The sequence below is a fragment of the Nocardia sp. GTS18 genome (assembly GCF_013839555.1).
Classification (GTDB): domain Bacteria; phylum Actinomycetota; class Actinomycetes; order Mycobacteriales; family Mycobacteriaceae; genus Nocardia; species Nocardia rosealba.
This window is the reverse complement of record NZ_JACBIU010000007.1, coordinates 1-25,697: the sequence shown is the minus strand read 5'-3', so window position 1 is coordinate 25,697 and position 25,697 is coordinate 1. Positions and strand designations below refer to the sequence as shown.

Genomic DNA, 25,697 nt, shown 5'->3' with positions numbered 1-25,697 from the left:
AGGATCACCATGAAGATGTCAACCACGCTCGCGACGGCCGCCATGACGGCGCTTGCCCTGTGCGTCGGCAGCGCGAACGCCCACGCCGAGCCTGCCCAGACCGAGGTCCACTACGAGATCAGCAGGCAGGGCGACGCGGCCGTGCTGTCGACGAACGACGGCAAACTGCAGGTCGTCGACGGTCAGCTCGTGCTCACCACCGAGGCCGACGTGCCGGTCGCGGCGCTGCCGCTGTCGTACCGGATGGACGACAAGGTTTTCCCGATCGCGGCGGCGATCGACGGTGACCGCGCCACCCTCACACCATCACGTGACGGCGGCACACCGGCCGAGGCGGCCACGAATGTCATCAGCCAGGATGCCGCGGTGCAGCAGATCGCCGAATCCTTCACCCCCCGTGACCAATCCGCGCTCGGCGTGCTCGCCCAGCGGCTCACCATCGGCAGTGCGGTGGCCGCCATCATCGGCGCCGTGGTCGGCGGCGGGGTGGGCTGCCTGGTCGGCGGCGCGGCCGGTGCGACGATCGCCAGCCCCGTGATCGTGCTGCTCGTACCGTGGGTGGGCGCCACTGTGGCGGGATGTGTGCTCGGCGCGGCCACGCTCGGCGCGGTGGGCGGGATGGTCGGGCTGGTCACCGTCGGTGGTCCGCTGGCCTTGTTCGCCGCCTACCAGTACTTCTCCACCATCCTCGCGCCGTGCCCGGCCGAGCTGGGCGCCTACTGCAAGGACCCCGCGGTACCCGCGCCCGCGAAGTAGATCTCGTCCGATGCCGGGCCGCGAACACGGGGGTGTTCGCGGCCCGGCCCGTGCGCACAGGCGCGCCGACAACAGGGGAATCGCTGATGCGCAGAACAGTTTTCGACGCCGAACTCGTCGCCTTCCGGGCCACGATCCGGGCCTTCATCGAAGCCGAGGTCGTGCCGAGCTTCGGCCGCTGGTACCAGGACGGTCTCGTGCCGCGCGAATTCTATTACCGGCTCGGGGATCTGGGGATTTTCGGTCTCGGGGTGCCGGTGGAGTTCGGTGGTGCCGGGCGTGACTCGCTGGCCTATCGTGGCGTGCTCGCCGAGGAGATCGCCAGGGCCGCTGTCTCCTTCGGCGGGGCGAGCGCGCACCTGGGCCGCTGCCTGCCGTTGATCACCGCACTCGCCACCCCGGCGCAGCAGGCCAGGTGGCTGCCTGGGATCGTCTCCGGCGACACGATGTTCGCCCTCGCGGTGGCCGAGCCGGGCACAGGCACCGAACCGGAGGGGATGCGCACCACCGCGCCACAGACCGCTGAGGGCACCTACGTGCTGAACGGTTCGAAGACCTATGTCATCGGTGGGGTGCATGCCGATCGGGTCATCGTGTGCGCCCGCACCGCACCGCCGCGGCCCGACGACCCGTCCTACGGTCTTTCGCTGCTGGTCGTCGACGCGAGCGCGGCCGGTTTCCTGGTGGGCAGGCGCCTGGACACGTTGGGCCGCAAGGTCGGTGGCACCGCCGAACTCACCTTCACCGATGTGCGAGTCCCCGCCACCGACCTGCTCGGCGACCCGCACCGAGCCGCCGCGCACCTGGACGCCCAGCTACCGCAGCAGCGACTGAATATCGCGCTCGGCGCCTACGCCCGGGCCAAGGCGGCCATCCGATTCGCCCGCGACCACACCCGCGACCGGCTTCCGGTCGCCCGCCCCGTCGCCGCCGTCCAGCACAGCAAGTTCGAACTGGCGGGCTGCCGAGCCGAGGTCGATGCCATCGAGGCGGTGATCGATCGCGCTCTCGCCGCCCACGACAGCGCCGCACTCGACCCTGCCCACGCCGCCTCCGCCGAGCTCTTCGCCACCGAAACCGCGACCCGGGTCATCGACCGCTGCCTCCAACTACACGGCGGCGCGGGTTATCTCACCGACTCACCCATCGCCCGCCTCTACGCCGACCACCGCGTGGACCGCCTCCAAGGCGGCGACAGCTCCGACACCCTGCGCACCGTCATCGCTACCGACATGGGCCTGTAGTACCGACGACCGACCGACCACAACGGGCCGTCTCGGACGACCGAGATCAGCGGACGGTGATGCCGTCTGCGCGCATGGCGTCTTTGACCTGGGCGATGGTGAGGTCGCCGAAGTGGAAGACGCTGGCGGCGAGCACCGCGTCGGCACCCGCGTGGACGGCGGGCGGGAAGTGTTCCACCGCGCCCGCACCGCCACTGGCGATCACGGGAACGTGCACGGCGGCGCGGACGGCGGTGATCATCGGGAGGTCGAAGCCCGCCTTGGTGCCGTCGGCGTCCATCGAGTTGAGCAGGATCTCGCCGACACCGAGTTCGGCGCCGCGCACAGCCCATTCGACGGCGTCGATACCGGTACCGCGTTTGCCACCGTGGGTGGTGACCTCCCAGCCGGACGGGGTGTCGGGCTGGCCGTCGGGCACGGTGCGGGCGTCGACCGAGAGCACGATGCATTGGGAACCGAAGCGCTGCGACATCTCCGAGAGCACCTCGGGGCGGGCGATGGCGGCGGTGTTCACCGAGACCTTGTCGGCCCCGGCGCGCAGGAGGCGGTCCACGTCCTCGACCGTGCGCACCCCGCCACCGACGGTGAGCGGGATGAAGATCTGTTCGGCGGTGCGGGTCACCACGTCGAGCATGGTCGCGCGATCGCCGGTGGAGGCGGTGACGTCGAGGAAGGTGAGTTCGTCGGCACCCTGAGCGTCGTAAGTGGCGGCCAGTTCCACCGGATCACCCGCGTCACGCAGGTTCTGGAAGTTCACGCCCTTGACCACCCGGCCCGCGTCCACATCGAGACAGGGGATCACGCGGACGGCCAGCGTGCTCTGCTGTGTGCTGGTACCCATCGTGTTCAACCTCGTTCTTCGTCGCTGACCGCGCAGATCATGTCAAGGAGTTCTTCGTGCACACCGGGTGCGGCGGCGAGCACCGAGCCGGAGGTGATGGTCCAGGGCTCGCCCGCCAGGTCGGTGACCACCCCGCCCGCGGCCCGCACCAGGGCGACCCCGGCGGCGTTGTCCCACGGATGGTGCCCGAACACCACCGCGCCGCCGAGCACACCGGAGGCGGTGAACGCCAGATCGATGCCGGTGGCGCCGTGCATGCGGACCCGGGAGGACAACCGGCTCAGCGCACCGAGCAGGTCGAACCGGAACTGGCCAGGGATGCGGCCGGTCGAATCCAGGTTGAACGCACCGAACCCGATCATGGCCTCGCCGAGTTTGCCGGGCGCCAGCGGCGGCAAGGCCACCCCGTCGAGATACACCGGACCGCCGCTGACAGCCGCGTACCGCCGGCCCAGCCCGGGCAGCCAGGTCGCCCCGATCACCGGTTCGCCCTCGTGCACCAGCGCGAGCAGGATGCCCGACATGGGATGTCCCACCGAGTAATTGAAGGTGCCGTCGATCGGATCGAGCACCCAGGCCGTGCCCGACGTCAGCTTCGGCCCACCGAATTCCTCACCGTGCACCGCGATTCCGGTGCGCTGACGCAACTCGGCGGAAATGGTGCGTTCCAGTTCGAGGTCGAGTTCGGTGGCGAAGTCGTTGCGGCCCTTGGCCACCGCGCTCGGCGCGCCGACACCCTCGAGATAGCGCGGCACCACCCCGTCCAGCACCTGAGTGGCGACGGCCAGCAGGTCGGTCAGTTCGGCGGTGCTCGGCGCAGTGGTCATGGCGAGGTCAGCGCACCGCGGCCAGGGCCTCGGGCAGGGTGAACCGGCCCGCGTACAGCGCCTTGCCGATGATGGCGCCTTCGACACCCTCGTCGGTGAGGCCGGCGATGGCGACGAGATCGTCGAGCACCGAGATACCGCCGGAGGCCACGACGGGCGCCTCGGCGGCATTGGCCACCTGGCCGAGCAGTTCGAGATTGGGGCCGGTGAGCGTGCCGTCCTTGGAGACGTCGGTGACCACATAGCGTGCGCACCCGTCACGTTCGAGGCGCTCGAGGACCTCCCAGAGGTCGCCGCCGTCGGTCACCCAGCCGCGTCCACGCAGCCGCCATTCGCCGTCGATCTGCTTGACGTCGAGCCCGACCGCGATCCGGTCGCCGTACTCACCGAGTACGCGGGCGCACCACTGCGGGTTCTCGATCGCCGCGGTGCCGATGTTCACGCGCGCGCAGCCGGTGGCCAGGGCGGCCTTCAGCGAGTCGTCGTCGCGGATACCGCCGGAGAGCTCGACTTTGACGTCGAGTTCGCCGATCACCTGGGCGATCAATTCCCGGTTGCTGCCCTTGCCGAAGGCCGCGTCGAGGTCGACCAGGTGCACCCATTCGGCACCGGCCTCCTGCCACGCGAGGGCGGCGTCGCGGGGCGACCCGTATCCGGTTTCGCTACCGGCCTCCCCCTGTACGAGGCGCACGGCCTCCCCATTGGCGACATCGACCGCGGGCAACAGCACAAGACTCACGCCGATCAGACTAGTAGGTCTCCCCCGGCGGGCCCGCAACGGTCCTGGCCGGTGCGCTCCGCGTCACTCCGCTTGCCCCGGCCGCATACCCGAAGCCGTCACCGAGTGGTGTGCCATAAGTTTGCCCGATTTCCGAAGATCGGTAGCCAGCCATGCGCCGAACGTTATGTGATCGATCGAACAGACCCGATTGACCTGCGGAAACATTCCGTTTACCAAGTATTAATGGTGACAATCACCACGTGGAATCAATTAGCAATTCGTTTCCCGCATCGATTAGCTTTCCGTTTTGTCGGCAGGAACACCAACCCCTACCGAGTTCATCGCCGCACCGCCCCTTTGCGTTACCAGCCTGTGATTGCAGGCACCGAAAGGAAATCTCATGACTCGCAAGACCCTCGCTGTTGCCGGTGCCCTCGCCATCGCCGTGCTTGGTCCCGCTGCCGCCGCCAACGCCTTCACCGGCTCGGCCGCCGCCGCCACCGGTTCCGCCGCCCTCGGCGCCACCGGCTCGGCCGCCCTCGGCGCGACCGGTTCCGCTGGTGCGGGCGCCGCGGGTGCCGGTGCCGCCGGTACCGGTTCCGCCGCCGCCCTGCCCGCTCTGGCCACCGGTTCGGCCGGTCTCGGTGCCGCGGGCACCGGCTCGGCGGGCCTCGGTGCCGCCGGTACCGGTTCGGCCGCCGCTCTCGCGGGCCTCGAGGTGCTCGAGACCGGCAGCTCGGCATTCGACAGCCTCACCAGTGGTGGCGCCAACATCGTCGACATCCTGCTCGGCGCGCGTGAACTCAACACCCCCGCCGAGTAATTCGGCGTAGCCGGACTTGCCGACCACTCCCCTCAGGTCGGTGCCGAATGCGGTGACGTGCCGAGCGCACGTCACCGCATTCTTTTGTCTCCGAATAGTTTTCCGCCATAAAAAATTGCCACCATGTTTGCGGCACGATTACCGATTCCGTTGTCCGTGCCCGGCCGGCAGCCGATCAGCACCGCGCACTGCCCGATCAGGCTTTGTCGCCCAGCGCCTCCGAGTGTCGGGCGGGTGCCGACCAGGCGGTCGCAACGTGACACAGGCGAACACCAGGCAAAATACTCACCGGTCGGTAAAGAGCCTTTACCGATGAGAGGTGATGGATGAACTGGCAAGAGATCGAAACGTTCCTCGCGGTGGCCGAGGAACTGCACTTCGGGCGAGCGGCGGATCGGTTGCTGCTGTCGCGGGCCCGGGTGAGCCAGTTGATCCAGACACTCGAGGCCCGCGTCGGCGCACCTCTGCTGGAGCGGACGAGCCGTCGGGTTTCCCTGACGCCCTTGGGCATTCAGCTCCGCGACGACCTGCTCCCGCACCATTGCGGTGTACTGGACGCGGTAGCGGAGGTGACCGAAACCGCGCGCGGCATCGACGGCGTGCTGCGAGTCGGTTTTTCCAGCCCACTGGCGGGCAAGCTGCTGATCGGGGCGGGCGATGCCCTCCGCGCACGCCACCCCGGCTGCACTCTCGATATCCGCGAGGTGCAGCTCTCCGATCGCTACAGCGCGTTGCGCTCGGGCGAGCTGGATCTGCAGCTCATCGAATTCCCCGCCACCGAACCCGACCTGGTGTGCGGTCCGGTGCTGCTGCGCGATGCCCGGGTTTTGGCGGTGTCCACCCGCAATCCGCTCTCGCGGCGGCGCTCGGTCACCGTCGAGGATCTGACCGGACAGACCGTGCTGTTCATCGGCGGGGTGCCGGGCTACTTCCTCGATCACGTGGTTCCGCCGGTGACTCCCGCCGGGTCGCCGATCCGCCGTTCGACGACCACACGGTACTGGCAGGAGTTGCTCGCCCACGTCGCCGCCGATATCGGCGTCACCGTGACGGCCGCCCAGGGCATCGAGTACTACCCGCGACCCGACCTGGTCTACGTGCCGTTCGAGGAGCAGGCGCCGATCGAATACGGCCTGCAGTGGCGCGCGCCGGGTCTGTCGGCGCGGGCGGCGGCCTTCGTTCGTACCGCCGTGAAATGCGCCGGGAGCACACGATGAACTGGCAGGAGCAGGAAACCTTCCTGGTGCTGGCCGAGGAACTGCACTTCGGGCGTGCGGCGCAGCGGCTCACGGTATCGCGGGCCCGGGTGAGTCAGATGATCCACACCGTGGAACGGCGCATCGGCGCACCACTGTTCGAGCGGACGAGTCGACGGGTGTCGTTGACCCCCTTGGGGGCTCAGCTGCGCGACGCCCTCGCTCCGCATCATCACGGCATTCTGGCCGCACTGGCCAGGGCGGCCGGCAGCGCGGGTGCCGCGGAGGTGTTGCGGGTCGGCTTCACACACCCACTGGGCAGCGAGATGCTGATGGCGGCCGCCACCGCGTTCCGCGCCGAGCGGCCCGCGTGCACGGTGGAGCTGCGTGAGGTCCAGCTGTCGGACCGGTTCGGTCAGCTGCGGCGCCGCGAACTGGACCTGGTCTTCCTCGAGTACCCCGCCGTCGAGCCGGATCTGGTGAGCGGCCCGGTCCTGTTGCGCGACGCGAAGGTCCTCGTCGTCCCGACCTCTCATCCCCTGGCCACCCGCACCTCGGTCTCCGTGGTGGACTTGGCCGACGAAACCCTGCTCACCGCCCGGGGACTGGCGGGCTACTTCCTCGACCACCACTTCCCCACCCACACCCCCTCGGGCCGCCCGATCCATCGTTCGATGACGATGCCGTACTGGCAGGAAGTCATGGTCCAGGTGGCAGCGGGCAACGGCATCGCCCTCGCCGCCGCCCAAGCCGGCCACTTCTACCCCCGCCCCAGCCTGGTCTACCTCCCCTTCGACGACCTCCCACCCATCGAATACGGCCTGGTCTGGCGCGCCTCCGGTTTGTCGAATGCCGGCATAGCCTTCGTTCGCGCGGTGACCGAAACCGCTCACGCCTCGGCTGAAGCGGTGACAGCTTCCGATGAGCCAGACGCCCCGAACCGGTGATGACGCACGGGTACGAGGCCTGCCGCGCGGGGAGGTCGGCCCATTTGTCCACCGGACCGCGCGCGAGGGACGATCGGTAGACCATGGCCAAACAGAACCGCCGACGTCGCACCGGGCGCAAGCCTGCCCCACCGACCGCGTTCGACGCCCTCTCGGGTGATCCGGCGACCATCGCCGAGGCGATCGTCGCCGCTGCCGCGCAGGGTGCGGCCGAGTCGATCGGGACGGTGGCCGTCACCGACGAGCTCGCCGCGGGCGTCGAGCTGGCGGGTCGGCGGCTCATCACCCACGCCTACGATCTCGGCTGGCTCCCCGAGGACATCCATCAGGCCGCGCGTCGACGCCTCGACGAGTTCGGGGTGGGATACCTGCTGGATCTGATGGCGGCGAACCGTCCCGACGCGAGGTGGGAAGCGCAGCTCGACGACCTCGGTGCCGCCGTCTGGTGGACGACTCCCCATCTACGGGCATGGGCCGATCGCGCCTTGCTCACCGGTGGCGAGGCACTGACCACCGTGATCGATGCCCTCGCGCTGTTGCTGCGACTGCCGAAGCTCGAAGCGTCCGGCCCGGCTCGCCCCCGGCACGGTGCGGACGAGAAGGTGCTCGGCCGGGTACGCGGACTGCTCGCCAAAGCCGAATCCACGTCGTTTCCCGACGAGGCCGAAACCCTCTCGGCCAAGGCGCAGGAACTGATGACCAAGTACGCCATCGATCACCTGCTGCTCGAACCGTCGAGCGATCTCCCCGCCACCCGCCGCATCTGGCTCGACACCCCCTACACCGACGCCAAAGCCCTACTCATCGACCGGGTGGCGCACGCCAATCGGTGCCGCGCCATCTTCGCCGCGGAGTGGGGCTTCGTCACCGTGGTCGGCGACGACACCGACCTCGAGCTGGTCGAACTCCTGTCCACCTCCCTGCTGGTCCAGGCCACCCGCACCATGATCGACAGCGCCGACACCGAAGAATCCCGTTCCCGCCACTACCGCAAAGCCTTCCTCACCGCCTACGCGACCCGTATCGGCGAGCGCCTCACCGAGGCCACCGACACCACGATCGCCCACGCTCCGAACCACCTCCTCCCCGTCCTCGCGGCCCGGCAACACCAGATCGACAAGGCCTTCGACACCTACTTCCCCACCGCCCGTGCCAAAGGCATCACCATCCGCAGCGCCGAAGGCTGGGCCGCAGGCACCGAAGCCGCCGCCGAAGCCCACGTCGCCCCTTCCTGATCCGATATGTGGCCGGTCGAGCCGTCGCCTGCGACTGATCGACGACGCTGACGTCACCACCACCTACGCTGGTGAGATGCGCCCGATCGTGTCCGAAGCGGAACTGGGTGGGGGCTGGGAGGTTGCTGCTGCCGGTGCCAACCCGGTTCCGGGCGCGGTGATGGGCGGGTTCCTGGAGCGCGTCGGGGCAGGCGCGCCGATGCGGGTGTGCGCGCGACCCGAAGTGACCGTGGTGATCCAGTTCGGCGATGCTCCGCTGCGGGTCACAGCCGGTGGTGAACAGCGGCGGCTCGGCGGTGTGGTCGCCGGATTGGCGCCGATGCCACAGCAGGTGACGGCCGACCGCATCGAATGCCTCGAGCTACGCCTGTCGCCCCTGTCCACGCGCACTCTGCTGGGCGCCGCTCCATCCGAATTGCGTGGGGAGATGGTCGATCTCGATGCCGTGTGGGGACGCGCCGCAAACCTACTGCGCGAGCAACTGTCCGAAACGCCCACGTGGGCAGAACGATTCACCATCCTGACGACATTCCTCGCCCACCGCGAACCAGTCGGCGCCGCCGACCCCGAGGTAACGGCTTGCTGGGACCGCATCGTCGCCACCGGTGGCCGAGTACGGGTGCAGGAGCTGGCCGAGTGGACCGGGTGGAGCCGGCAACGACTGTGGTCCCGATTCACCGCACAAGTAGGTGTCACCCCCAAACAGGCCACAAAGATAGTGCGATTCCGTCGCGCACTGGATCGCCTCGCCGCCGGGCAGCCCGTGGCAGACGTAGCCGCGATCTGTGGCTACGCCGATCAGCCCCACCTCCATCGCGAGGTCGTCGCTTTCGCCGGCACGACGCCGCGCACTCTCACCCACTGATCGACCGACGCACCGACGCACAGTGCCCCCAGAGCGGACATTCGTTCAAGACCTACCCGAGTTCCCCGCGCGACAGTTGATCCATGACGCCCTCTCTCGACAATCGAATTCGCGCGATCGAACAGCGGGTTGCCAGCGCACACGGTCTGACCATCACCGAGCACCCACTGCCGCAACGTGATTCGCGTGTCAGAGTGCTCAGCGTCGGCGCGGGAAGTCCGTTGATCTACCTCAACGGCATCACCGCGCCGGCGCTAGGCTTCGCACCGTTGCTGGCCGAACTCCCCGGTTACCGGCACATCCTGATGGAATTCCCCGGTCAGGGACTGGCTCCTGCACCGCAGTGGACCGGCCCTTCACTGCGCGAATTCGCCGTCGCCACGCTGACCGGTACTCTCGACGCACTCGGCCTGCCGAAAGCGACCGTCATCGCCAACTCCCTGGGCGGGCTGTGCACGCTCTGGACAGCATTGGACGCGCCCGGCCGAATCTCGCGCGCCGTGCTCATCGGCGCACCGGCTACCGCCCTCCCCGGCGCCCGGCCCGTTCCCGCGATGGTCTCCCTCACCACCCCGCTCCGTGGCCGGATGGAACAGTCGCTCATGGGACTGCCCTCACCGCGGTTCCTCGCCGACGCCGCCCTCAGCGAGGCCCTCGGCGAGCAGGCGGTAGCCGCCATGTCGGACGACCTCGTCGACCTGCACCGGCTCCCCCTCCGCCGACCAGGCCAAGCCGCCGCCTATCGCTTTCTGCTGACGCGACTACTCGACGGCCGTACACCACGCCCCGAAAACATCCTCACCCCAATAGATTTGAGCCGACTCGACCTCCCATTGCTCTTCGTCTGGGGCCGCGACGACGTCATCCTCTCCCCCACCGACGCCCTCCCCAGCATCGAACACATCCCCTCAGCGCACCTCGAAGAAGTCCCCGGCGGCCACAATCCCTGGTTCGACGCCCCGGCCGCCTGCGCCACCCCGATCCACTCCTTCGTCACCGCCGGGTGCCGCGCCGAATCCGACCCGGCACCCCATCCACTCCCCTGACGATCACCGACCGAGAAGAGCCGAACCATGCGCAAACACGACCCCATCACCACCGCGAAAACCCTCGCCCAGTTCGATTTTCGCGAACTGGCCCCGTTCAACACCGGAGCGTTCTGCATGTATCACGGCGCCGAACTCCCCGGCTCCGACTGGGAACTGCACCCCGACACCGACGAATTCCTGATGGTCCTGCACGGCAGCGTCACCGTGGAAATCCTCACCGACGACAGCAGTCACCGAAACCGGCTCACCGCAGGGCAATTCGTCGTCGTGCCGAAGGGCCACTGGCATCGCCACCTCGACATCGACAATGTCGTGGAGCTGTACTACACGCCGGGCGAGACCATCGAATCCACCGCCGACGACCCGAGACTCGGCTGACCTACAGTGACCCGATCCAGTTGCGCAGCAACTGAGCACCCGCGTCGCCGGACTTCTCCGGGTGGAACTGGGTGGCCGAGAGCGGGCCGTTCTCGACGGCGGCGAGGAACGGCACGCCGTGCTCGGCCCAGGTGAGTTTCGGCGGCGGAATATGGTCGGCTTCGGGCAGTTCCCACTGCTGGGCGGCGTAGGAGTGGACGAAGTAGAAGCGGGTGTCGGCGTCCATGCCCGCGAACAGGGTGCTGTCGGCGGGTGCTTTCACCGTGTTCCAGCCCATGTGCGGGAGGACGGGGGCCTCGAGCCCGGCGACCGTGCCGGGCCATTCACCACAGCCCTCGGTTTCCACGCCGAACTCGACACCCCGGTCGAACATGATCTGCATGCCGACGCAGATGCCGAGCACCGGGCGTCCACCGGCCAGGCGCTGCCCGATGATGCGCTCACCACGCACCGCGCGCAGCCCGGCCATGCAGGCCGCGAACGCGCCGACACCGGGGACCACGAGCCCGTCGGCCGCCAACGCGGCGGTCGGGTCAGCGGTGACCTCCACCTGGGCGCCTGCCCGCACCAGGGCGCGTTCGGCGGAGTGCAGGTTGCCGGAGCCGTAGTCCAGCAGCACGACGGATTTCACAGCACACCTTTCGTGGACGGCACACCGCTCACGCGAGGGTCGATCTCGACGGCCGCCCGCAAAGCCCGTGCGACAGCCTTGAATTCGGCCTCGGTGATGTGGTGCTGGTCGCGCCCGTAGAGCACCCGGACATGCAGGGCGATCCGTGCGTTCTGCGCGATCGATTCGAACACGTGCTTGTTGAGCACCGTCGAGTACGACGCACCGGGGCCCGCGCTCGGAATGATGGTGTGCACCAGGTGTTCCGGCTCGCCGGTGAACACGCAGTACGGCCGGCCCGACACGTCGACGGCGGCGTGGGCGAGGGTCTCGTCCATGGGGATGAAGGCGTCACCGAACCGGCGGATGCCCTTCTTGTCGCCCAGCGCCTGCCCGAGGGCCTGCCCGAACACGATGGCGGTGTCCTCGACCGTGTGATGTGCCTCGATCTCGATATCGCCTTCGGCCCGCACCACCAGGTCGAACCCGGCGTGGGCGCCGAGGGCGGTGAGCATGTGGTCGTAGAACGGCACACCGGTGGAGATCTCGGTCTTGCCGCTGCCGTCGAGGTTCAGCTCCACCAGGATCGAGGATTCCTTGGTGACCCGTTCCACCCGCGCTGTTCTGCTCATGGTCTGTTTCTCCACGCTTTTAGTGAGTGAGGTCGGTGGCGGCGATATCGCGGCTCACGCGCAGGAACTCGTCGTTCTCGGCGGCGAGCCCGATGGTGGCGCGCAGGTAGCCGGGAATGCCGACATCGCGGATGAGTACCCCGGCGTCGAGGTAGTGCTGCCAGGCGCGGGCCGCGTCGGTGAACCGGCCGAACAGCACGAAATTGGCGTCGCTGGGGATCACCTGGAACCCGAACGAGGCGAGCGCCGCGGCGACCCGATCGCGCTGGGAGGCCAATTCGGCCACACTGGCGAGGGTTTCGTCGGCGTGGCGCAGGGCGGCGCGGGCGGCGGCCTGGGTGACCACCGACAGGTGATACGGCAACCGGACGAGCAGGATCGCGTCGATCACCGCGGGCGAGGCCGCCAGGTAACCGAGGCGGCCACCGGCGAAGGCGAACGCCTTGCTCATCGTGCGGGTGACGACCAGCTTGGTCGGGTACCGGTCGATCAGGGTGATCGCGCTCGGCGCGGCCGAGAACTCCCCGTACGCCTCGTCCACCACCACGATGCCCGGTGCCGCGTCGAGCACACGCTCGAGGTCGTCGATGGGGACCCTGTGCCCGGTCGGGTTGTTCGGGCTGGTCACGAACACCACATCGGGACGGCGTTCGGCGATCTGCGCGACGGCGTAGTCGATGTCGAGGGAGAAATCGCTGCCGCGCGCGGCCTCTAGCCATTCGGTGTCGATGCCCTCGGAGATGATCGGGTGCATCGAGTACGACGGCACGAAACCCAGTGCGCTGCGGCCCGGCCCGCCGAAGGCCTGCAACAGCTGCTGCAGGATCTCGTTGGACCCGTTGGCCGCCCACACATTGCTGGTATCGACGGCGACACCGGTCTGGCGGGTCAGGTACTCGGCCAGGTCGTGGCGCAGCGCGACCGCGTCCCGATCCGGGTAGCGGTGCAGGTCGGCGGCGGCGGCCCGCACCGATTCGGCGACATCGTCGACGAGCGCACGACTCGGCGGGTGCGGGTTCTCGTTGGTGTTGAGCTGCACCGGCACCGTCAATTGCGGTGCGCCGTAGGGAGATTTGCCACGCAGGTTGTCGCGCAGCGGCAGCTGGTCGAGGGTTGCCGAGGCGCCGGGCACGGTGGGAGTGCTCATGACAACGCCTCGAACCGCGCCTGCACGGCCTGACCGTGCGCGGGCAGGTCCTCGGCATTGGCCAGCGCCACCACGTGTCCCGCGACATCCTTCAACGCCGCCTCGGTGTACTCCACGATGTGGATGCCACGCAGGAAGGTCTGCACACTCAACCCCGACGAGTGCCGCGCGCAGCCCGCGGTCGGCAACACGTGGTTGGACCCGGCGCAGTAGTCGCCGAGGCTCACCGGCGCCCACGGACCGACGAAGATCGCGCCCGCGCTACGCACCCGCGCGGCCACGGCCGACGCGTCGGCGGTCTGGATCTCGAGGTGCTCGGCGGCGTAGGCGTCGACCACGCGGAGACCCTGGGCGATGTCGTCGACGAGGACGATCCCGGACTGCTTGCCGCGCAACGCTTCCCGCACCCGGTCGTGGTGCTTCACCACGGCCAGCTGGGCATTGACGGCGGCATCGACCGCGTCGGCGAGGGCGACGGAATCGGTGACGAGCACGCTGGCGGCGAGCACATCGTGCTCGGCCTGGCTGATCAAGTCGGCGGCCACGTGCACCGGGTCGGCGGTGGCGTCGGCCAGCACGGCGATCTCGGTGGGGCCCGCCTCGGCGTCGATACCGACGAGGCCACGGCACAGCCGCTTGGCGGCGGTGACATAGATATTGCCGGGGCCGGTGATGAGGTCGACCGGTTCCAGCGCCGCACCGTCGGTGTCGGTGCCGCCGTAGGACAGCAGCGCCACGGCCTGCGCGCCACCGACGGCCCACACCTCGTCGACACCGAGCAGCGCGGCGGCCGCCAGGATCGTCGGGTGCGGCAGGCCACCGAACTGCGCCTGCGGCGGTGAGGACACCACCAGCGATTCCACGCCTGCGGCCTGCGCCGGGACGACGTTCATCACGACCGACGACGGGTACACGGCATTACCACCGGGCACGTACAGGCCCACCCGTTCGACCGGCACCCACTTCTCGGTGACGGTGCCGCCGGGCACCACCTCGGTGACCGAGTCGGTGCGGCGCTGATCGGCGTGCACCTTCCTGGTCCGCTCGATCGCTACCTCGAGCGCGGCGCGCACGGCGGGGTCGAGGGCGTCGAGGGCCTTGCCCAGCTCGGCGACCGGCACCCGGACCGCGCTCGGGCGGACACCGTCGAACTTCTCGCTGTAGTCCAGCGCGGCTTCGGCGCCCCGGTCGCGGATGTCTTCGACGACCGGCCGCACATGATGCAGCACCGAGTCGACGTCGACCCCTCCGCGCGGCAGCGCGGTGCGCAGCTCGGCGGCGGAGGGAGTACGACCGCGCAGATCGACGCGGGCGAGCTCGATGCGGGGAGTCATATCGGAGTGCGGTCCTGTTCTGTGCGTGGCATCAGGTCAGGTACCAGCCTAATGGGCGGCAACCACCGGTTTTCCGCCACATCCTCCTCGCGCGCCGATCCGCCCGTGTGTATCGGGCGGACCAGCGGTTTTCGGCGGGTGAGCTAGCGGGTGTCGCCGTCGATGCGCAGGTTGCCGTTGTAGTTCACCACGCGCATGACCATCGACTTGGTCTGGCCGTCGATGGTGATGCTGGCCAGGCGCATATCGGTCGATCCGTCGGCGTTGTTGCCGCTGACGGCGGTGATGCTGGTGAAGCTGGTGATGACGCGCGAGTTCCAGTACTGCCGGAACTCGGCCTCGCTGCCGTACACCTGCTGCGCGGCGGGCGTGAGCATCGACCACGACCCGGCAGGATCGCTGAAGAAGTTCTCCACCAGCAGACCGGCCGACCCGATGTTCACGGTGCCGGTATTGGGTGCCTGACCCAGCGCGGGGATCGCCGAGGTCGTCGTCGGGGCGACAGCGGCCTGTGCCGTCGTCGTCGAATTCGCCTGCACCTGAGGCGAATCGGAGTCCGACCCACTCATGGCACTGATCGCGACGGCGATCGCGGCGATCACCGCACCCACACCCGAGCCGATCAGCACCGCACGGCCCTTGCCCGGCTGCTTGCGCGGGGCGGGGGCGGGCTGGGCCTGGGTGGGCGGATGCGCGGCGGTGTCGTAGCGCGGCTGCGGGCGCGGCTGTGAACGGATCTGGCGGGTCGCCGCGTTGGACGCACCCGCGTGCGAGGCACGCCTGCCGCCGGACTGCCGGATCACCTGCGTGGTGGCGGCCGAGTTGCGGCGGCCGTAGGCCTCGCTGGCGGGAACGAATCCGGCGGGCACCGCGTCGGCGTCGTCGGCGAAGGCGGCGAGCGCGTCGCGGGCCTCGGTCATCGTCGGACGATCGAGCGGTTCGGGGTTGAGCAGGTCGAGCAGGAAATCGGTGGCCGGACCGGCGTTGTGCGGTTCGCGCACCTGGCCGTTGGCGGCCGCGTAGAGCACGGCGAGCGGGTTGGCGTTGGCGCCGTAGGGCGGTTCGCCTTCCAGCGCGTGGAACAGGGTGGCGCCGAGGGCGAACACGTCGGCGGCCGGTGTCGGGTCGGCGCCGCGCGCCACTTCGGGCGCCAAGTACGCGGCGGTGCCGCAGATGAGGCCGGTCTCGGTGAGGGTCACATCGCCCGCGGCCCGCGAGATGCCGAAGTCGGTGATCTTCACCTCACCGTGCTCACCGAGCAGGATGTTGCCCGGCTTCACGTCGCGGTGCACGAGCCCGGCCTGGTGGGCGGCGATCAACGAGGACGCCACCTGCTCACCGATGCGGGCCACCTCGAGCAGCGGCAACGGGCCCTTCTGGCCCAGTTCCGCGGCGAGGCTCACCGACTTGAGGTATTCCATCACCAGGCACGGATCACCGTTGTGCTCGGTGATGTCGAAAACGACGATGGCATTGGGATGCTGGAAGCGTGCCGCATTGCGGGCTTCGCGAATCGCACGCTGGCGCAGCACATCTCGCTCGGCCTCGGGCAGGCTCGGCTTGATGTGGATCTGCTTCACCGCAACCGAGCGTTGGAGGCGTTCGTCGACAGCGCGCCATACAACGCCTGTGCCGCCGCTACCAATACGCTCGACCAGGCGGTAATGCTCCGCGATCTTCTGACCGGTATCGATGGCGCCTACTCCGAACCTTCTCGAAATTGTGACATCCCGCGTATTGACCATGGGTATGGCCCGCCGACGAGTGTAGCTCGACTGGTGGTGACCGCGTGCGGCAGCGGGGGGATTGCACGCCTGCGGAGAGTGAGATGGCTCATCGTGTCACACGAAGCATCCTGCCCGCCGACTCGACCGCCGGTCCGGAGCTGCCCGCGTCGGCGACGAAGACCGCGAAGGCGAGGTCGCCGCGGATTCCGACGAACCATCCGTGTGCGTGTTCGTCGTCGAGGTACTCGGCCGTGCCGGTCTTGCCGAGCAGGCCGGGGATGTCGCGCAGGGCGGTAGCGGTTCCGGCGCTGACCGTCTCGGCCATCATGGCTTCCACCTGCGATGTCACCGCGGCGGGCACCGGTTCGGTCCGGCGGTCGGCGGTGCCAGGACGACCCACGACCACCGACGGCGCGGGCGCGGTTCCGTTGGCGAGCGAGGCGGCGACGAGCGCCATTCCGAACGGCGACGCGGTGACCGTGCCCTGTCCGATGCTCGCTTCCACCTGCTGCGCCGGATTCTGCGCGGCGGGAACTTTCCCGGTGACTGTCGTCAAGCCGGGTGTCACATAGTCCACTCCGAGGCCGAGTTGCGCGGCGGCCTGGGTGAGCCCGTCGGCGGGCAGGCGCACACCGAGCTGCGCCATCGTCGTATTGCAGGACCGGGCGAAGGCGGTGTGCAGCGGCACGTCACCGAGGTCGAAGCCGTCGTCGTTGGGGATGGTCCGGCCTTCGATGGTGGCGCGGCCGGGGCACGGCAGCACGGTGTCGGCGGTGACACCGCCCGCCTGCAACGCGGCCGACACGGTGACGGTCTTGAACGTCGAACCCGGCGGGTAGAGCCCGGTGAGCGCGATGGGACCCTGCGCGTCGGCGGGTGCGTTCTGCGCGACGGCGAGCACCTCGCCCGTCGAGGGCCGCAGCGCCACGATGGCGGCGGGCGTCGGCACGGGCGCCAGCGCGCCTTCGGCGGCGTTCTGCAGGTCGATGTCGAGGGTGGTGGCGATGTCGGTGGTCGCGGTGGCGTCGGGTCCGGCGATGCGCTGGGTGCCCGAGGGCGTGTGGGCGCGTACCGCCCAGCCCGCCGCGTCGTCGGCCTGGTGCTGCCAGAGTTCGGTCAGTCCGGCCAGCGTCGGTGCCGCGAGGGTCTTGTCGACGGTCAGCAGTCTCGGTTGGGGTGCCAGGGTCACACCGCGCAGCCCGGTCAGCGTGTCACGGACCGGGGCGATGTCGGCCTCGCGCAGGGCGACCGCGGTGATCGGTTTGCCTTGGGCCGCATCGAGATCCGTTCTCAGGCTGGCCTCGGTGACGCCGTGCGGCGCGAGCGCGGCGGCCACGGCGGGCAGGTCGGCGTCCGGGGCGACGGTCACCAGGGTCACCACCTGCTCGGTCATCAGCTCACCACCGCTCGCGTCGAGTACGCGTGCGGGTTTCGGTGGTATGGGGCTGTAGCTGAGCGGGCCGAGATCGAGGCCGGGCGCCACCGTGGCGGGGTTCCAATCGATCGTCCAGTCGTTCTCGTCGGCCGTTCCGGTGCTGGTGTAGGTCCATTCGTCCCGACCGCCCGTGCCGAGCTTCCAGGTGGATTCGAGGGTGAAACTCGCCTCGTCGGTGGCGCTCACCCGCACGGTGTCGTTCTTGCCCAGGTTCTCGAACAGGGCGGTGAGGGTCTGGCGGGCCTGGTCGGGGGCGTCGGTGAGGGCCGCGGCGGCCGCGACGTCACCGCTGCTCAGGGCCTTCGCGAAGGCCTCGGCGACGGTCTGTGGCTGGTCCGGTCCGGACGAGCACGCGACGGGCACGACAGCGAGCGCGACGAGCAGGACCGATGCCTTGCGGGGTATGCGCACCGGTCCGAGGGTAGCCGGACCTGTGGCGCGCGTGGTGATCTCGCGCTCACCACCAGCCGGTGACGGCGGCGATCTGGCGGCCCAGTTCGGGGGCGAGTGATCGGGCGTAACTGGCGGTGAGGTGGTGTTCGTCGCGATAGATCAGCACATTGCCCTCGACGACCCGGCAGCGCTGCGGGCGGCACACGGCGTCGGAGAGATCGAGCAGGTAGATGTTCGGGTACCCGGCGGCCGGTGCGGCGGCCGGGTCGACCGCGTCGAGCGCCTCGCTGCGGTCCATCCCGCAACTGTCGGGGTCGCCGCGGTGGGCCAGACAGTCCGGGGCCCGGTAGAACACGCCGTCGCGTCGCAGCCGCGGCGTGTCGCGCAGGGCGAGCACATTGAGCCCACGATCCTGCAGCGCCGACCACACCTCGAGGTACTCGCCGGGCACCTCGTCGCCCGGTGCGTCCTGGCGGTAGCGGGTCGACAGGGTGACCACCCAGTCCGGTTGTTCTGCGGCCAGCCGGTCGAGCACTTCCACCGACCACTCGTGACATTCGGGGAAGGGCCATTCGGCGTAGGACGGCTCGTCGACCAGCACCAGCGGGCACCCCTCCTTGAGGTAGGACACCACCCGGAAACCGTGTTCGGCACCGAGCACCTCGAGTGCGGGCAACCAGTGTTCGGAATGCGAACCGCCGACGAGCGCGATCGAGCGGGTGGCGTCGGGGTCACCGTAGACGCAGGTACGGACCTCGCGGTTGGGTGTGATGCACCCGTCGGTGGTCGGCGAGGGTGTGTCGACGTGACCTTCGAACACGGTGGGCCGCATGGGCGCCTTGGGGAATTCGGCGCCGGAGAGCAGCGCGGTTGCTCCCGGGTAGCGCAGGCTGTCGAGGTTTTCCGGTGGCACGGCCGGGTTGGCGAGCAGCACCAGCTGCCAGCCGAGGGCCGAGGCGAGCACGGCGACGGTGAGCGCGCCGACGAGCGTCCCGGTGGCCCGGTGCGGCGGTGTCTCCTGACCGCGCGGCCCCATCCGCAGCGGAGCCTCGATCCAGCGCGCGGTGGCGTAGGCGGGGATCAGCGAGACACCGATCACCACCAGCCCGTCGACGACACCGGCGTCGGTCCGCCCGGTCTCGCCCAGGTAGAAGATGAGAATCGGCCAGTGCCACAGGTACAGCGGATACGCCATCGCGCCCAGTTCGGTGCACACCCGCCCCGACAGCAGCCGGGTCGCGGTGCCCGGTGTCGTGCCGGTTCCGAAGCCTGCGGCGATCACCAGGCAGGCGGCGGTCACCGGCCACAGGGCGGCGACGCCGGGAAACTGGGTGGCGCCGTCGAAGAGCGGACCGCACGCGAACACCATGAGGAGCCCGAGCCCCGCGGCCAGACCGCGCAGCCGGGTCGGCAGGCGCAGCCAAGGCGCGGCGATGGCGAGCACCGCGCCGGCCAGCAGCTCCCATCCGCGCGCGAGACTGTCGTAATACGTCCAGGCCTGGTGGTGTCCGGTTCCGGTCGTGGCGTACCAGAACGAGAGCAGCCCGACCGCGGTCAGCACCGCGATGAGTGTCCCCCGGTCGGCCCTGCCCCGGCGGCGCAACCACGCCCACCCGGCCAGCAGCGCGAAGATCACCAGATAGAACTGTCCCTGCACCGACATCGACCACAGGTGTTGTAGCGGGCTCACGGTCGGGTCGGGCGCGGTGTAGTCGAGTTCGGCGACGGCCAGATACCAGTTCTGGACGTAGAACATCGAGGCGAGAGTCTGCGCGGCGGTTTCGCCGAGCAGGGTGTAGGGCCGCAGGGTGATCGTCGCGACCGCGACCGCCGCGAGCACGACGACCAGTGCGGGGGTGAGTCTGCGCAAGGTTCGGCGCGCGGTCTCGGTGGCGGCCACCCGGCCGCTGCGCTCCACCCCGCGCACGATCGCGCCGGTGAAGAAGAAGCCCGACAGCACGAGAAACACGTCGACGCCACCGGAGACCCGGCCCGCCCACACGTGGAACGCCACGACCAGCGCGATCGCCACGCCGCGTAGCCCGTCCAGGTCCGACCGCCAGCCGGGCCGGGCAGCGGCCCCGCTCGAACGGACCCCCTGCTCCGGCTGACCCGGCAACGCGAAATGAACCTTCGGCACAAACGACCCCACTGAATCGGACCCCACCGCAGCGATCGGGGTTTGTTTCCCGGCAAGTAACCATCAATTTGCCGTAGCGACACGATGGAAGCAAACCGCCGAGCCGTGTCGGTGGGACCGAAATGCGGTCAGGCGGCGCGCCAGGGTGTGGTGACGAGCACCTCCGCGTCGGCGGGGTCGAGTTCGATGTCGAACACCTCGGTCAGCACTTTCGGCAGGTCGGTCGCATCGATCTCGCGGCTTTCGCTGGTGCCGTCGGGGTATTCGGTCACCAGGGTGAGGTCGTCGAGCACGTGGTGGACGTCGGGCCGGAAGCGCTGCAGGAACGGCCGGGTGGTGAACGGTGAGTGTGGCGAGGTCGACACGAAGTGGTTCCCCACCGCGAAGTCGGTACGGTACTGCGGGTTCTCGGTGAAGGTGTAGCGATCGATCCAGCCGTCACGGCCGAACTGGTAGAGCACCCACAGGTCGTCGCGATGCTCGAGCCGGAAGCGCCAGTCCCCCAACGTGAATTCGCCCGCGCTGTCGGCCAATTCGTACGGTTCGAGCGGACCGGCACCGAAACCGACATCGCAGATCCAGACCCGGTCGTCGTCCGGGGTGGTGACGCGGAGCAGGGCGTGGGTGGCGGGCCGGATCGCCCCCGTGGCCAGCGAACCGAAGGTCACCCGGCCGCTCAGGCCACGCACATCGAATCCGAGGCGTTCCAGGGCGGCGGCGAAGAGACCGGCGTTCTCGTAGCAGTATCCGCCGCGCGCGTGCCGGACCAGTTTGTCCTGCAGGGATTTCAGATCGAGCGGAATGCCGCGGCCGAGGATGATCTCGAGGTTCTCGAAGGGGAACGTGGTGGTGTGGGCGCGTGTCAGGGCGCGCAGGGTGTCGAGCGAGGCGGTGCGCGGTCCGTCGTAGCCGATCCGGGCGAGATAGGCGTCCAGATCGAGCTCCTCGCCCAGCCAGCGTTCGTCGCGTGCCACGGCCTCGGTCATCGCATCCTCGTTTCGGTCGGCGTCTGTTTCGCACAACCGAGCCTCGCCACGGGTTGTTCCCCGGCACAGCACACGGTCCCCGTCACCCCTGGTAATCGAGGGCGGCGGGGACCGTGGCACCCGCGTGTCGGGCGCGGGTGGCGGGGGCGAGGTCAGCGCAGGGCTACCTCCGAGCCGCGGTGCAGCTGTACCGGCGCGGTCTTGCTCGCGGTGTCGGCATTGATCCCCTTGGCGGCCGGATTCGCCTGCTCGAGTTGGGGTTTGCGGTCGAGCAGGGTCTTGGTGAGGACGCAGGCGAGGTTCGCGTCGAGGTCGTCGCGGACCACGAGCAGGTTGGGCACGACCACGGTCGGCACGTCGGCGCTCAGGCCGTAGGTGGCGGCCGGGATCGAGCCCGCCTCGTAGACGGGGTTGATTTCCTTCAGCTTCGGCAGCGCCCCCGTGATGTCGAGGAACCTGACCTTGTCCTTCGCGGTGGTGAACAGGTCGGTGATGCCGGGCGTCGGTAGGCCACCGGACCAGAACATGGCGTCGATCGAGCCGTCCTTGAGACCGTCGACGGTCTTGGTGAGGTCGAGGCGCTGGGCGGAGATGTCGGTGTCGGGGTTGAGACCCGAGGCCTGCAGGACGCGCTGGGCGATCACCTCGGTGCCCGATTTGGGCGAGCCGGTGGAGACCCGTTTGCCGCGCAGGTCGGCCAGGGAGTTGATGCCCGCGTCGGCGCGCACGATCACCTGGGTGTAGTTGTCGTAGAGGCGGGCCAGCGCGCGCACCGGCTGGACGCTGGTGAAGCTGCCCTTGCCCTGCACGGCGTCGGCGGCGGAGTCGGCCAGCGAGAAGCCGACCTGATAGGTACCGCCGACCACCTGCTGGATGTTCTGCACCGAGGCGCCGGTCTCGGCGGCGGTGGCCTTGACCTTGCCGTCGGTGGCGGCCGAGATCTGTTCGGCGTAAGCGTTGCCGAGTGCGAAGTACACACCGGTCGCATTGCCGGTGGCGATGCCGATCCTGGTGTCCTGCTTCACTTCACAGCTCACCTCGCCACCGGTGTCCGCCGTCGGCGAGTCCTGTCGGCCGCCGCAGCCCGTGAGCAGGGCGGCGGCGGTGCTCGCCGCGACAACGATGCCAAGTGTTCTGATCATGACGACCTCTCTCCTCGACGGCGGCGCCGCCTGCTGACCGATCACGGTGTGCCCGTGGCTTTTCGACGACGCACGCGTTCGACGACTCCGGCCGCTGCGGCGACTACGAGCACACCGAGCCCGATCGCCGTAGCCGTCGGGTGCGGGTACAGCAGCGTGAGACCGGCGGCGCCCGCGAGCACGCGCGGCACCGCCCCCACCGCGCCGATGCCGAGGATCCAGCCGCCGGTCGCGGCCGCCAGCGCCGCGACGCCGACGCACGCGGCCGCGGTCACCCAGAGCACGTCGAGCAGCGCGCCACGGCCGAGCAGGTGCTGCCCGGAGTCGGTGAGCACGAACATCAGCGGCACGAGGAAGGCGGGCAGCGCGTAGCGCAGCGCCGACCACATGGTCGGCATGGCCTTCGCGCCGGTGACGGCGGCGGCGCCGACGGCGGCGAGCGCGGTCGGCGGGGTGACCTCCGAGAGCACCGAGAAGTAGAAGACGAACATGGCGGCGGCGGGCGCGGCGACGTGCAGGTCGAGCAGGGCCGGACCGATGATGACCCAACCGATCACGAACGACGCCGTCACCGGGACCGCGAGACCGAGCAGCGACAACGCGATCGCGGCGAGCAGCGCGGTGGTGGCGAGCACGACGGCGGGGTCGTCGGAGAGCACCGAGCCTGCCCGTACCAGCAGCGAGGCGAGCTGGGCGCCGAGACCGGTCTTGGTGGTCATCGCGGTGATCACACCCGCCGCGGCGCACACGGCGACGACCGGCAGTGCGGAGCGCATCCCCAGCGAGAGCGCACGCAGGGCTTCGAACATGAAACGCTGCAGTGTTTTTCGCGTCCATAGGCCTGTGGGGGTCGACTGCTTTGTCGCCGTTGCGTCTGACGATGCGTCGCCCGTTGACGGGTCGCCTACCGACGTGCCATCAGTCGACTTGCCGACTGCCGACGTGCCGACTGTCGATGATCCGCCAGTCGATGATGGGGTTCCGGCCGCGTCGCGAGCTCGCAGCATTCGATCCGGCACAGCCAGGATCAAGGCGAGCGCCGTGGCGTACACGACGGCACGGGTCGCGCTCACCCCGGCGAGCAGCAGCACGACGATGACGATCAGCGACGAGAAGTGATATCCGAAGCGTCCCAGCAGTTTCCACCACGGTGTCGGCAGCGGAGCGTCGGCGAGGTCGGCGGGCGCGCGGCCTTCCGCATGGATGCGACGGGCGTCGATCTCCACCGACAGCAGGATGCCGAGGTAGTACAGCAGGGTCGGGATGAGTGCCCAGCCGAGGACGGTCACATACGACACGTCGAGGTACTCGGCGACAATGAATGCCGCCACCCCGAGCGTCGGCGGTGACAGGATCGCACCCACACCCGCCGCCGCGAGCATGCCGCCCGCCTGTTCCGGCCGGTAACCTGCCCGCTTCAGGATCGGCCAGGTGACCGCTCCGGTACTCACCGCCGTCGCCGTGCCCGACCCGGACACGGTGCCGAGCAGGAATCCCGACGCCACCGCCGTGCGCCCGGCCGCACTGTGCGAGCGACGGAACAGCGACACCGAAAGATCGACGAAGAACCGAGCGGCACCGGAGAATTCGAGCACCGCGCCGTACAGGGTGAACAGCACGATGTAGCTGGCCGCCACGTCGAGCGGGGTGCCGTAGAACCCGCTACCCGAGTTGTACAGCGCGTCGACGATCTGGTCGACGTCCAGCCCGGCGTGGGCGATGGCCCAGTTCTGCGGCAACAGCCCGCCGTAGTAGCCGTAGGCGAGGAACACCAGGCACACGATCGGCAGGATGACCCCGGTCGTGCGCCTGCACGCCTCGAGCACGAGCACCAGCAGCAACCCACCCATCGCCACATCGAGTGGGGCGAGCATGCCCTGGCGGTCGAGGAAGGCGTTGTAGCCGCCGCCCGCGTCACCGAAGGTCAACGGCAGGATCGGATACAGGCACACCACCAGGGCGATCGCCGCGAGCACCCAGTCGAGAACCGAGGGCGCGTCGGCCCGGTCGAGCCTGCCCCACCAGGACCGATAGCTCAGATACACCAGCGGCAAGGCGATCCCGAGAAACACCACCAGGTAGTACTGGCTGCCCTGGGCCAGCGGCCGGAACACCTGCCAGATCGACAACAGCGCCACCGCGAGCGCGACGATCCCGACCAGCCTGGCCGGGAACCCCGACAGGGTCCGGGCGGGCCGTTCCTCGTCGTCCACACCCAGCTCAGCCGCGGTGACAACGGGTGGCGCAACGCTCATGTGCGGACGATAGCAACGGGATTCGGGCATCGGAGCGAAAACGGCGACCGGGCGTTCTGCACAAAATGGACACTAAGCAGGCGGGCGTTTCTGTCGGTACCCCCGCTTAGGATGCGGCCCATGATCTCGATCGATAGCGCGCAGCGGCGGGCCCGCCTGGCGATCCGGCATCGCCTCGCACCCTCCGCCCGGTCCACCGACCCGGTCGACATCGCCCGGTCGATGGTCGTCCTGCACGCCACCGATCCGGCGACGGTGTTCCTGTCGGTCGGCGCGCGCGGTATCGACCTCACCCCGGCGGATATGGAGAAGGCGCTCTACGCCGACCGCACCCTGCTGCGCCTGCTCGCCATGCGCCGCACCATGTTCATCGCCCCCACCGAGCTGCTCCCGGTCCTGCAAGCCTCCACCTGCGACGCGCTCGCCCACAAGCAGCGCCGCGCTTACGGCCGCTATCTCGAGCAGGCCGGGATCGACGACGTCGACACCTGGTTGCGTGAGGTGGAGGCCGAAACACATGCGGCGCTACTGGCGCGTGGCGCGGCCACGGGCGCCCAACTGGGCAAAGACGTCCCCCGGTTGCAGACCAAGATCGATACCGCGCCCGGCAAGTCGTATTCCAAGCCTACGAGCATCACCACCTGGGTCCTGGTCATCCTCGGCGCGGAGGGCCGCATCGTCCGCGGCCGTCCCAACGGCGGCTGGGCGAGCAGCCAGTACACCTGGTCACCGGCGGAAACTTGGCTCCCCCAAGGCTTTACACCGATGTCCGCCGACGAAGCCCGCACCGAACTCGTCCGCCGGTGGCTCTACGCCTTCGGCCCCGCCCCCGTCACCGACCTGAAGTGGTGGACCGGCTGGACCCTCGGTGACGTCCGAAAGGCCCTGGCCCCCTTGGACATCGCCGAAGTGGATCTCGACGGCACCCCCGGCATCATCCTGGCCGACGACCTCACCCCCTGTCCCTTATACCCATCTGACGCTGCCGACGAATAAACAGGTCTTCCACCTCGT

General features: G+C 69.3%; 23 protein-coding genes. 10 read left to right on the top strand and 13 right to left on the bottom strand.

Going from position 1 to position 25,697, the window contains the following annotated elements; translation table 11 throughout:
• The first annotated feature begins 15 nt into the window (after positions 1-15).
• Together HYG95_RS09610 and HYG95_RS09605 are read left to right on the top strand one after the other, a co-directional pair.
• Complete coding sequence (locus HYG95_RS09610) at positions 16-756, top strand: hypothetical protein (protein ID WP_181697642.1); 741 nt, start codon at positions 16-18, stop codon at positions 754-756.
• An 86-nt stretch (positions 757-842) separates the two neighbouring features.
• Positions 843-2,000, top strand: a complete 1,158-nt coding sequence (locus tag HYG95_RS09605; protein ID WP_181697641.1) for an acyl-CoA dehydrogenase family protein — start codon at positions 843-845, stop codon at positions 1,998-2,000.
• Positions 2,001-2,046: 46 nt separating this feature from the next.
• Here the strand turns inward: HYG95_RS09605 and hisF are convergent, their stop codons facing one another.
• The 3 genes from hisF to priA are packed head-to-tail and all read right to left on the bottom strand — an operon-like array spanning position 2,047 to position 4,407.
• Entirely contained in the window at positions 2,047-2,841 is a 795-nt protein-coding gene (gene hisF / locus HYG95_RS09600; RefSeq protein WP_181697640.1) for an imidazole glycerol phosphate synthase subunit HisF, read from the bottom strand.
• A 5-nt stretch (positions 2,842-2,846) separates the two neighbouring features.
• Positions 2,847-3,668 carry an inositol monophosphatase family protein gene (locus tag HYG95_RS09595; RefSeq protein ID WP_181697639.1) on the bottom strand — a complete coding sequence of 274 codons (822 nt, stop codon included), beginning with the start codon at positions 3,666-3,668 and terminating at the stop codon, positions 2,847-2,849.
• A gap of 7 nt (positions 3,669-3,675) precedes the next feature.
• Positions 3,676-4,407, bottom strand: coding sequence for a bifunctional 1-(5-phosphoribosyl)-5-((5-phosphoribosylamino)methylideneamino)imidazole-4-carboxamide isomerase/phosphoribosylanthranilate isomerase PriA (priA, locus tag HYG95_RS09590; RefSeq protein WP_181697638.1), 732 nt, complete (start codon positions 4,405-4,407; stop codon positions 3,676-3,678).
• 382 nt (positions 4,408-4,789) lie between these two features.
• Here priA and HYG95_RS09585 point away from each other — a divergent pair, with 382 nt between their 5' ends.
• From HYG95_RS09585 to HYG95_RS09555, 7 genes are all read left to right on the top strand, one after another.
• Positions 4,790-5,212 carry a hypothetical protein gene (locus HYG95_RS09585; RefSeq protein ID WP_067644751.1) on the top strand — a complete coding sequence of 141 codons (423 nt, stop codon included), beginning with the start codon at positions 4,790-4,792 and terminating at the stop codon, positions 5,210-5,212.
• 326 nt (positions 5,213-5,538) lie between these two features.
• On the top strand, positions 5,539-6,429 hold the full coding sequence (locus HYG95_RS09580) for a LysR family transcriptional regulator (protein ID WP_181697637.1): 891 nt from the start codon (positions 5,539-5,541) through the stop codon (positions 6,427-6,429).
• Positions 6,426-7,355, top strand: coding sequence for a LysR family transcriptional regulator (locus HYG95_RS09575; RefSeq protein ID WP_181697636.1), 930 nt, complete (start codon positions 6,426-6,428; stop codon positions 7,353-7,355). Before HYG95_RS09580 ends, HYG95_RS09575 begins: the two co-directional genes overlap by 4 nt.
• 83 nt (positions 7,356-7,438) lie before the next feature.
• Positions 7,439-8,590: a DUF2786 domain-containing protein gene (locus tag HYG95_RS09570; protein ID WP_181697635.1), complete on the top strand. Its 1,152-nt coding sequence runs from the start codon at positions 7,439-7,441 to the stop codon at positions 8,588-8,590.
• 76 nt (positions 8,591-8,666) lie between these two features.
• Positions 8,667-9,455, top strand: coding sequence for an AraC family transcriptional regulator (locus HYG95_RS09565; RefSeq protein WP_181697634.1), 789 nt, complete (start codon positions 8,667-8,669; stop codon positions 9,453-9,455).
• 83 nt (positions 9,456-9,538) lie between these two features.
• Positions 9,539-10,501: an alpha/beta fold hydrolase gene (locus HYG95_RS09560; RefSeq protein WP_181697633.1), complete on the top strand. Its 963-nt coding sequence runs from the start codon at positions 9,539-9,541 to the stop codon at positions 10,499-10,501.
• Positions 10,502-10,528: 27 nt separating this feature from the next.
• The gene (locus tag HYG95_RS09555; protein ID WP_181697632.1) at positions 10,529-10,882 is read left to right on the top strand and encodes a cupin domain-containing protein; all 354 of its coding nucleotides are present in this window, start codon (positions 10,529-10,531) and stop codon (positions 10,880-10,882) included.
• A 1-nt stretch (position 10,883) separates the two neighbouring features.
• Here HYG95_RS09555 and hisH read toward each other — a convergent pair whose 3' ends face one another.
• The 10 genes from hisH to HYG95_RS09505 form a co-directional block, all read right to left on the bottom strand.
• On the bottom strand, positions 10,884-11,513 hold the full coding sequence (hisH, locus tag HYG95_RS09550) for an imidazole glycerol phosphate synthase subunit HisH (protein ID WP_067644773.1): 630 nt from the start codon (positions 11,511-11,513) through the stop codon (positions 10,884-10,886).
• Positions 11,510-12,124 (bottom strand): imidazoleglycerol-phosphate dehydratase HisB, encoded by a 615-nt coding sequence (hisB, locus tag HYG95_RS09545; RefSeq protein WP_157105161.1) that lies wholly within the window; start codon positions 12,122-12,124, stop codon positions 11,510-11,512. The genes hisH and hisB overlap by 4 nt, the downstream gene beginning before the upstream one ends.
• 19 nt (positions 12,125-12,143) lie before the next feature.
• Positions 12,144-13,271: a histidinol-phosphate transaminase gene (locus HYG95_RS09540; RefSeq protein ID WP_181697631.1), complete on the bottom strand. Its 1,128-nt coding sequence runs from the start codon at positions 13,269-13,271 to the stop codon at positions 12,144-12,146.
• Complete coding sequence (gene hisD / locus HYG95_RS09535) at positions 13,268-14,605, bottom strand: histidinol dehydrogenase (protein WP_181697630.1); 1,338 nt, start codon at positions 14,603-14,605, stop codon at positions 13,268-13,270. The genes HYG95_RS09540 and hisD overlap by 4 nt, the downstream gene beginning before the upstream one ends.
• Before the next feature lie 143 nt (positions 14,606-14,748).
• Positions 14,749-16,350, bottom strand: a complete 1,602-nt coding sequence (locus tag HYG95_RS09530; RefSeq protein ID WP_181697629.1) for a serine/threonine-protein kinase — start codon at positions 16,348-16,350, stop codon at positions 14,749-14,751.
• 88 nt (positions 16,351-16,438) lie between these two features.
• Complete coding sequence (locus tag HYG95_RS09525; RefSeq protein WP_181697628.1) at positions 16,439-18,178, bottom strand: penicillin-binding transpeptidase domain-containing protein; 1,740 nt, start codon at positions 18,176-18,178, stop codon at positions 16,439-16,441.
• A gap of 46 nt (positions 18,179-18,224) precedes the next feature.
• Positions 18,225-20,300 (bottom strand): acyltransferase family protein, encoded by a 2,076-nt coding sequence (locus HYG95_RS09520; protein ID WP_370465738.1) that lies wholly within the window; start codon positions 20,298-20,300, stop codon positions 18,225-18,227.
• A 128-nt stretch (positions 20,301-20,428) separates the two neighbouring features.
• Positions 20,429-21,286, bottom strand: coding sequence for an arylamine N-acetyltransferase (locus HYG95_RS09515; RefSeq protein WP_181697627.1), 858 nt, complete (start codon positions 21,284-21,286; stop codon positions 20,429-20,431).
• 152 nt (positions 21,287-21,438) lie between these two features.
• Positions 21,439-22,428, bottom strand: a complete 990-nt coding sequence (locus HYG95_RS09510; RefSeq protein WP_181697626.1) for a TAXI family TRAP transporter solute-binding subunit — start codon at positions 22,426-22,428, stop codon at positions 21,439-21,441.
• 41 nt (positions 22,429-22,469) lie between these two features.
• A complete protein-coding gene (locus HYG95_RS09505) occupies positions 22,470-24,683 on the bottom strand; it encodes a TRAP transporter fused permease subunit (RefSeq protein ID WP_181697625.1) in 2,214 nt (737 codons plus the stop codon).
• Between the two features lie 120 nt (positions 24,684-24,803).
• On the opposite strand from HYG95_RS09505, the gene HYG95_RS09500 reads away from it, so the two are divergent.
• On the top strand, positions 24,804-25,679 hold the full coding sequence (locus HYG95_RS09500) for a winged helix DNA-binding domain-containing protein (protein ID WP_181697624.1): 876 nt from the start codon (positions 24,804-24,806) through the stop codon (positions 25,677-25,679).
• Positions 25,680-25,697: the final 18 nt, after the last annotated feature.

Bases quoted from the DNA above. Each gene is read 5' to 3' on its own strand.
- HYG95_RS09555 (WP_181697632.1), top strand. From the start codon at position 10,529: ATGCGCAAACACGACCCCATCACCACCGCGAAAACCCTCGCCCAGTTC.
- HYG95_RS09530 (WP_181697629.1), bottom strand. From the start codon at position 16,350: ATGGTCAATACGCGGGATGTCACAATTTCGAGAAGGTTCGGAGTAGGC.
- HYG95_RS09595 (WP_181697639.1), bottom strand. From the start codon at position 3,668: ATGACCACTGCGCCGAGCACCGCCGAACTGACCGACCTGCTGGCCGTC.
- HYG95_RS09560 (WP_181697633.1), top strand. From the start codon at position 9,539: ATGACGCCCTCTCTCGACAATCGAATTCGCGCGATCGAACAGCGGGTT.
- HYG95_RS09570 (WP_181697635.1), top strand. From the start codon at position 7,439: ATGGCCAAACAGAACCGCCGACGTCGCACCGGGCGCAAGCCTGCCCCA.
- HYG95_RS09505 (WP_181697625.1), bottom strand. From the start codon at position 24,683: ATGAGCGTTGCGCCACCCGTTGTCACCGCGGCTGAGCTGGGTGTGGAC.
- HYG95_RS09580 (WP_181697637.1), top strand. From the start codon at position 5,539: ATGAACTGGCAAGAGATCGAAACGTTCCTCGCGGTGGCCGAGGAACTG.
- HYG95_RS09605 (WP_181697641.1), top strand. From the start codon at position 843: ATGCGCAGAACAGTTTTCGACGCCGAACTCGTCGCCTTCCGGGCCACG.
- HYG95_RS09575 (WP_181697636.1), top strand. From the start codon at position 6,426: ATGAACTGGCAGGAGCAGGAAACCTTCCTGGTGCTGGCCGAGGAACTG.
- HYG95_RS09515 (WP_181697627.1), bottom strand. From the start codon at position 21,286: ATGACCGAGGCCGTGGCACGCGACGAACGCTGGCTGGGCGAGGAGCTC.
- HYG95_RS09585 (WP_067644751.1), top strand. From the start codon at position 4,790: ATGACTCGCAAGACCCTCGCTGTTGCCGGTGCCCTCGCCATCGCCGTG.
- HYG95_RS09500 (WP_181697624.1), top strand. From the start codon at position 24,804: ATGATCTCGATCGATAGCGCGCAGCGGCGGGCCCGCCTGGCGATCCGG.
- HYG95_RS09540 (WP_181697631.1), bottom strand. From the start codon at position 13,271: ATGAGCACTCCCACCGTGCCCGGCGCCTCGGCAACCCTCGACCAGCTG.
- HYG95_RS09565 (WP_181697634.1), top strand. From the start codon at position 8,667: ATGCGCCCGATCGTGTCCGAAGCGGAACTGGGTGGGGGCTGGGAGGTT.
- hisD (WP_181697630.1), bottom strand. From the start codon at position 14,605: ATGACTCCCCGCATCGAGCTCGCCCGCGTCGATCTGCGCGGTCGTACT.
- HYG95_RS09510 (WP_181697626.1), bottom strand. From the start codon at position 22,428: ATGATCAGAACACTTGGCATCGTTGTCGCGGCGAGCACCGCCGCCGCC.
- HYG95_RS09610 (WP_181697642.1), top strand. From the start codon at position 16: ATGTCAACCACGCTCGCGACGGCCGCCATGACGGCGCTTGCCCTGTGC.
- hisB (WP_157105161.1), bottom strand. From the start codon at position 12,124: ATGAGCAGAACAGCGCGGGTGGAACGGGTCACCAAGGAATCCTCGATC.
- hisF (WP_181697640.1), bottom strand. From the start codon at position 2,841: ATGGGTACCAGCACACAGCAGAGCACGCTGGCCGTCCGCGTGATCCCC.